General features: G+C 75.9%; 4 protein-coding genes. All 4 read left to right on the plus strand.

Translation table 11 applies throughout. The features are described 5' to 3' along the window. The first annotated feature begins 865 nt into the window (after window positions 1-865). The 4 genes from ACFVWD_RS12375 (at window position 866) to ACFVWD_RS12390 (ending at window position 6536) form a co-directional block, all read left to right on the plus strand. A complete protein-coding gene (locus ACFVWD_RS12375) occupies window positions 866-1504 on the plus strand; it encodes a ScbR family autoregulator-binding transcription factor (protein WP_389595551.1) in 639 nt (212 codons plus the stop codon). Between the two features lie 699 nt (window positions 1505-2203). Further along, entirely contained in the window at window positions 2204-3064 is an 861-nt protein-coding gene (locus ACFVWD_RS12380) for a BTAD domain-containing putative transcriptional regulator (protein WP_389595553.1), read from the plus strand. A gap of 717 nt (window positions 3065-3781) precedes the next feature. Next, window positions 3782-4774, plus strand: coding sequence for an SRPBCC family protein (locus tag ACFVWD_RS12385; protein WP_389595554.1), 993 nt, complete (start codon window positions 3782-3784; stop codon window positions 4772-4774). A 331-nt stretch (window positions 4775-5105) separates the two neighbouring features. Beyond that, on the plus strand, window positions 5106-6536 hold the full coding sequence (locus tag ACFVWD_RS12390) for a hypothetical protein (protein ID WP_389595556.1): 1431 nt from the start codon (window positions 5106-5108) through the stop codon (window positions 6534-6536). Window positions 6537-6744 lie beyond the last annotated feature (208 nt).

The raw sequence follows: 6744 nt of genomic DNA on the forward strand, positions 1-6744 counted from the left end.
CTGGCCCCCGGATCCCGGCCCCCGGCCCTCGGATCCCGGCCCCCGGCCCTCGGATCCCGGCCCCCGGCCCTCGGATCCCGGCCCTCGGATCCTGGCCCCGTCTGTCCTTCCTCCTTTGCCTGCCCGGGCAGCCCGGTCTGCGGTGCCCGCCATGTCCGGGTCCGGCCGTGGTCCGGGTGTGTAGTGGCGGGTGGGGGCTCGGGCCGGCCCCGACCCTGGCCCTGGGCCTGGCCCTGGCCCTGGCCCTGATCCGGGTGTGGGGCGGGGTGGGGGTGGGGGCTCTGGTCGGGTGCGAGTGGGCGTCGAGTGCTGTGGCTGAGCGTGGGGCAGGCCTGTGGGGCGGTTCTCTTCTGGCGTTGTGTGTCTTTTGTGTCTGCTGTGCCTGGTCTGGCCTGTGGTGTCGGCCGTGCGGGTTCTGGTGGCGGGGCGGGCGGGGCGGCTGGGCGGGTGGCTTCTGGTGGGGCCCGGCGGTGGGGCCTGGTGGTGGCTTGGTGGTGTGGCCTGGTGGTGCGGCTTGGCGGTGGGGCCTGGCGGTGGGGGCCTGGTGGTGGCTTGGTGGTGTGGGTGGGGGGGCGGGGTGTGGCTGTGGGGCGGGTGGCGGGCTGGTGGTGCGGGCCGCTGGGGGGTGGGGGGTGCCGGTTTCTGTGGTGTGGGTGTTTTTGTGCTGGGGCGGGGGTGTGGCGGGGGGTGTGTTTGGTTTGTGTGGGGTCCGGGGGTGGGTGGCTGGGGTCGGGTGGGGTGGAGGAATGGGTTGGGGTGGAGCACGGACGAGGAAACATACCGGGCATGCGGTTTGGTAGGGTGGGGGGGTTCCGGTGTGTGCGGGGTGGTGGCGGCTGGTGCGGGGGTGGGGAGGAGGGGTGGGATGGTGAGGCAGGTGCGGGCGGTGCGGACGCGTCGGGCTCTGGTGCGTGCGGCGGCGGAGGTGTTCGCGGAGGACGGGTATGCGCTGGCTTCGCTGCCGGTGATCAGCAGGCGGGCGGGTGTGAGTACCGGGGCGCTGCATTTCCATTTCCCGAGCAAGGATCTTCTGGCCCGTGAGGTGGAGGCGGCGGCGACGGTGTCGGTGCAGCGGCTGGCGGTGCGGGAGGGTGCGGGGGGCGGGGGCGGGCTGCAGTTGCTGGTGGATGTCAGCGGTGATCTGGTGGCGGCGCTGGCTGTGGATCCGGTGCTGCGGGCCGGGTTCGAGCTGGGCGGTGATCCTTCGCGCAAGAGTGCGGAGGGGCCGGGGCGGTGGTGGAGTGAGTGGGTGCATGGGCTGCTGCGTGAGGCGCAGGGGGCGGGGGAGCTGGCGCGGGGGGTGTCGCCGGAGGCGGCCGCGGTGGCGGTGGTCGCCTCTGTTGCCGGGTTCGGCCGGCTCGCCTCCCGTCAGCGTGTGCGCTCCTCCCCGCATCTGGTGGAGCAGTTCTGGGCCCTGCTGCTGCCCGGCCTTGCGGCTCCCTCGCGCCGGCTGCCGGTCCTGCCCGGTCCCCGGGCCGCCGGAACCGACCACACCTCCAGGTAAACAGACCGCATGGTCCGGCAACGGGGAAGTCAAACCGCTGGCGGGACGGCCGCAGCGGCCGGAATCCCGCCCGGTCGGGGCGCTTATGCGCCAGAAGTCGGATTCTCTCGAGGGGATCTCGAGCATCGGCGGAGAGAAAACAAGACGACCGGTTTGAGATTGACATACCGTCCATGCTGTTTTTTACTCGGTGTGTCGGGCGGCTCCCGGCCGGCGGGCGCGGCTCACCCGCCGGCCCGCCGGCCCGCCGGCAGACCAGGGCCCGGCAGTATCGGGGCCCGGTAGTCCGGGACCTGGCAGTCGAGGGTCCGGTAGTCCGGGGCCTGGCAGTCGAGGGTCCGGTGGTGCCGGTGGTCTGGTGGTTTGGGCCGGGGCCGTGCGGGTCCTGCGGTCCGGGCTCCGGCGGCATCGGGGCCTGGCGGTATCGGGGTCCGGCGGTCCGGGCTCTGGCAGTCCGGGGCCTGGCGGTATCGGGGTCCGGCGGTCCGGGGTCTGGCGGTATCGGGGCCTGGCTGTCCGGGGTCTGGTGGTATCGGGGTCTGGTGGTGCCGGTGGTTTCGGGCCGGGCCGGGGCGGTGCGGGCCTGGCGGTCCGGGGTCTGGGAGGTTCCGGGTCCTGGGGCTGGGAGGTTTTGGGGGCCTGGGGTTGACGGGGTCCGAGGGGTTCGGCAGACCGCAGTGGATGGACAGGGGAGACGGCGTGGACACCGACATACTCGGCACTCTTGCTGTGCGGGAGAAGGGCGTTTCGATCACTCCGACCGCTCCCAAGCCGCGGCAGGTGCTGGCCTTGCTGGTCCTGCAGGCTGATCAGATGGTGCCGGTGGGCATGCTGAGTGAGGAGTTGTGGGGCAGCAGGCCGCCGCGTAGTGCGCGGCCCACGCTGCAGACGTACATTCTGCAGCTGCGGGAGCTGATCACCGCGGCGCTGCAGCCGGATGCGGCTGATGCCCGTACGGCCAAGGACGTGCTGCTGACCGTGCCGGGCGGTTATCTCCTCAAGAGCGGTGAGGGCGGCAGTGACGTGCGGGAGTTCGAGCGGCTGGCGGGGCTGGGCTACCGGGCGATGGATGCCGCCGATTTCCCCGGGGCGGCCCGGCATCTGCGGGCCGCGCTCGGGCTGTGGTCCGGGCCGCCGCTGGCCGATGTGCATGCCGGGATGCACCTGGCCACCCAGGTCAAACGGCTGGAGGAGAGCCGGCTGTGCGCGCTGGACCAGCGGATCGAGGCCGATCTGCGGCTGGGCCGCCACCGTGAGCTGCTTGCCGAGCTGACCGTGCTGGTCAGCCGCTATCCCACGCACGAGAGCCTGTGCGGGCAGTACATGCTGGCCCTGTACCGCTCGGGGCGCCGGGGGGAGGCCCTGGACGCCTACCAGCGGCTGCGTGCCACCCTGGTGCGCAGTCTGGGCCTGGAACCGTCGGCGGCGCTGAGCAAGCTGCAGCGTTCCATCCTGATGGCCCGGCCGGACGGTTCACCGGCCGCCGTTCCCCATCCCGCCGGGCCGGGCTCCACGGGGAGTGGCCCCGCCGGGACCGGACGCCTCGCCCCGGTCGGCTGACCCCTTCTCGCCCCGCTCCCGCCCGGGTCCCGGCTCCTTCCGCCGGGACCCGGCGCATGCCCCGGACCCGGTCCGCCCCCCACCCCCGCCCCCGCGCCCTGTATGCGGGGGCTTGCGGCCGTGCGGCCCGCGTCCGGGCCCCACCGCCCGTCCGGGCCTCACCGCCCGTCCGGGCCTCACCGCCTGTCCGGGCCTCACCGCCTGTCCGGGCCTCACCCCGCCCGTGCTGCCTGTCCGGGCCTCACCCCGCCCCCACGGCCCGTGCTGCCCCCACGGCCCGTGCTGCCCCCACGGCCCGTGCTGCCCGTGCTGTGCGTGCTGCTCGTGCGGTGCGTGTTGTGCGTGCTGCTCGTGCGGTGCGGGCTGGGCGTGTGTGCGGGCGGTGCGTGCTGCTGGTGCCCGGTTGTGTGGGCCGTGGTGGCTGCGGTGGGCGGCGTACGGCGGTGTTGGGGCAGTCGCCCGGCCGGCACCCGCCGGTACTGCCCCCGCCCCGGTACTGCCCCCGCCCCGGTACTGCCCCCGCCCCAGGGTGCCGGGCCCCGGTGCTGCCGGGCCCTGGTGCTGCGGGGGTGCCGGCCGGGCGGTGGGTGTGCCGGGTGGTGGGTGCGCGGGGTGGTGGGTGTGCGGGGTGGTGGGGTGGGGGTCCGGGCGGGCGCGAGGCGGGCTCGAGTGGTGGGGGGCAGGGTGGGGGGTGTGCCTGGAGGAGGAGGGGCCGGCATGTCGTCGCGCGTGCACGCCTGTGAGGACTCGGTGGGGGTGGCTGCTCCGGCCGGTGTCGTGTACGGGATGCTGGCCGACGCCGCCCGCTGGCCGGTGTTCTTGCCCTCGGTCGTGCATGTCGAGCGTCTCGACTTCGACGGGGTCCAGGAGCGGCTGCGGATGTGGGAGCTGGCCGATGAGGCCGGCGCCGGCGGTGCGGGTGGTGTGCTGGGCGGCCGGGTTGGTTCCTGGCACACCCGGCGGGTGCTGCACCCCGATGCCCGGGCGGTCGTGTTCGAGCAGGAGGACGCTGCCTGGCCCGGCAGTGTGACCTCGGGTGTGTGGAGTGTGCGGCCGGCGGGCGAGACGGCGTGTGTGCTGGCCCTGCGCCAGGAGCGCGGGCTGCCGGCGGCGGCTGCGGACGGTGCCGGTGCCCGCCGGGAGGCGGAGGCGGACGTGCACCGCCGGCTCGCCCAGGTACAACAAGCGGCCGAGCGGTGGGAGCAGCTGGACGAACTGCTGCTGTCGTTCGAGGACCGGGTGCGGATCGAGGGCCCCGCGGAGCTGGTCTACGACTTCCTCTACCGGATCGAGGACTGGCCCGAGCGGGTCCCGCACGTGGAGTGGGCCAGTGTGCGCGAGGACGTGCCGGGGATCCAGGTGGCGTCCCTGGACACCTGTGCCGCGCCGGGCGGGCGGACGGTGAGCACGCGGGCCGTGCGGCTGTGTTTCCCGCACGCCGGGCGGATCGTCTACAAGGAGACGCTCACGCCCGGGCTGATCGCCGCTCACAGCGGCGAGTGGTCGCTGCTGCCGGACCCGTCCGGGGTCACGGTCGTCGCGGCCCACCAGGTGATGCTCCGGCAGGAAGCCGTCACCCCGGTGCTCGGTGCGGGCACCGGCCTGCTGGAGGCCCGCGACCATGTCCGTGCCTGGCTGTCGCGCGCCAGTACCGAAACGCTGGGCCTGGCCAAGTGGCATGCCGAGAGCACCGTCCGCCGTCTGCGATGACCAGATGAACAGGAGGCCGGTCATGGCCGTCACCCAGCCCGCCGCGCCCAACACCAACACCCCCGCCCCCGCCCCCGCCCCCGCCCCCGCCCCTGCTCCGGTTTCTGTTTCTGCCCTTGCTGTCCCGCCGGCCCGGCCGGCGGACTCGGCCCCGCCGTCCGTGCCGTCCGTGCCGTCCCCGCCGTCTGGGCCGTCTGGGCCGTCTGGGCCGGCGGTACGGGGGGAGACGGGGCGCGGGGGGAGTGGCGGGTGCGGGAGTGCCGTCCGTCTGGCCGGGCCGGTCCCGGGAGCGCTGGCGCACCGGTATGCCGCGCTGCCGCCGCCGCTCGAGGTGGCGCTCGCCGCGCTGCGGCTGGAGGCGCTGCTGGGCGATCCCCGCGACGCGGCCAACCCCTACGGCCTGCCCGCCCTCGCCGCCTCTGCCGCCTCTGCCACCTCTGCCGCCTCTGCCGGGTGTGCCGGGTGTGCCGGGTGTGCCGGGTGTGCCGGGTGTGCCGGGTGTGCGGGGGAGGGCCGGGCCGGGCGGGTGGTCCCGCTCCTTACGGCGGCCGGTCTGGGGCAGGTACGCGCGGCCGACCAGCGGGTGCGTGTCCTGCGCCCGCTCCTGCGCCGGGACCTGGCGCTGGGGCATGCCGCGGGTATGTCCGGCGGGTCCGGTACGCCGCCTGCCGCACGGGCCCGGGGGCAGGTCGCGGAGTCCTCCCCGGTGCCGGCCGTGCTGCTCGGCCCGGCGGCGCTGGTGGCCGCCGCCGGCAGTGTGCTGCGCCACGCCGCGCGCACCGTGGCCGGCCGCGGCGGTGGTGAGCCGGCCCTGCGGCAGTGGCAGCCCGTGCTCGCCGCTGCCTTCGCCGACCTGCTGGCCTGCGAGAGCCTGGCCTGTGTGGCGCTGCGCCGCCCGGCCGGCCCGGGGGCGGGGGCGGGGCTGTTGGGCGCGGTGGCGGGCTACGTGGTGCCGACCGTGCTGGCCGACGTACTGGCGCAGCTGGGACTGGTTCTTGCCGAATGCGGCCACGGACCCGCCAGCGCCGGGGGCCGGATGCTTGCGAAACTGACCCGCGACCTTCCCCTGGCCGGGGTGGACGCGGCGGGCGCCGCGTACTGGCAGGACCGTCTGGCCAGGGCCCTGCCGGCCCTGGCGGCCGAAGAGCCCCGCGCCCCGCACCGCGGCCCGGCCCCCGCCCTCTTCCGGCTCGCCGACCCGCCCACCCCCACGCCCGCCGCTGTCGGGGAGCAGGGGGAGGGGTACATCCCGGACGGGCACGAGCCTGGCCGCTCCGCCCCGGACGGGCACGAGCCGGGCGGGTACGAGCCGGGCGGGGACGGCCCGGGCGGGGACAGTGTGGTGCTGTCGGGTCTGCTGCGCGCCGGCGCCGTCCGTCCGGACGGTGCGGATGCGGACCGTGCCGCGCTGGGGGCGGTGGCCCGGCGGCTGCTGACCGAGCAGCGCGCGCTGCGCCGGCCGTGCCGCACGGCAGGCGCGGACCCCGGTGCTCCGGCGGCGCGGGCGCTGGCGGACCGGCAGGCCCTGCTGTGGCTGGCCGCCGCCGTGCTCGGTGTCAGGGAGGCCGCCGACGACGGCCGCGGCCTGTTTCTGGGCGGTACGCACTGGGCGCTGCTCGCGCTGTCGGGCATCGCCGGACGGCTGGGCGTGCCGCTGCCCGGACCGGTCCCCGACCCGCGCGCACCCGTCTGGGCGGAACTGGCCGGCCGCGTCCGCCACGGCGTGGACTGCGACGTGTACGCCACCCGGCTGCTGTGGTGAGCGGGCCCAGCCCGGCCGACGGCCCGGGCAGCACCACACCCCCCGGCACCACACCTCCCGGGACCGTGTCTGCCGGGGCCGCACCTTCCGGGGCCGCACCTCCCGGGACCGTGCCTCCCGGGACCGTGCCTCCCGGGACCGTGCCTCCCGGGACCGTGCCTCCCGGGACCGTGCCTCCCGGGACCGTGCCTCCCGGGACCGTGCCTCC

Source organism: Streptomyces sp. NPDC058086, from assembly GCF_042885015.1.
Lineage (GTDB): Bacteria > Actinomycetota > Actinomycetes > Streptomycetales > Streptomycetaceae > Streptomyces.

Excerpts from the sequence above, each read along its gene's own strand:
- ACFVWD_RS12375 (WP_389595551.1), top strand. The coding sequence starts at position 866 with ATGGTGAGGCAGGTGCGGGCGGTGCGGACGCGTCGGGCTCTGGTGCGT.
- ACFVWD_RS12385 (WP_389595554.1), top strand. The coding sequence starts at position 3,782 with ATGTCGTCGCGCGTGCACGCCTGTGAGGACTCGGTGGGGGTGGCTGCT.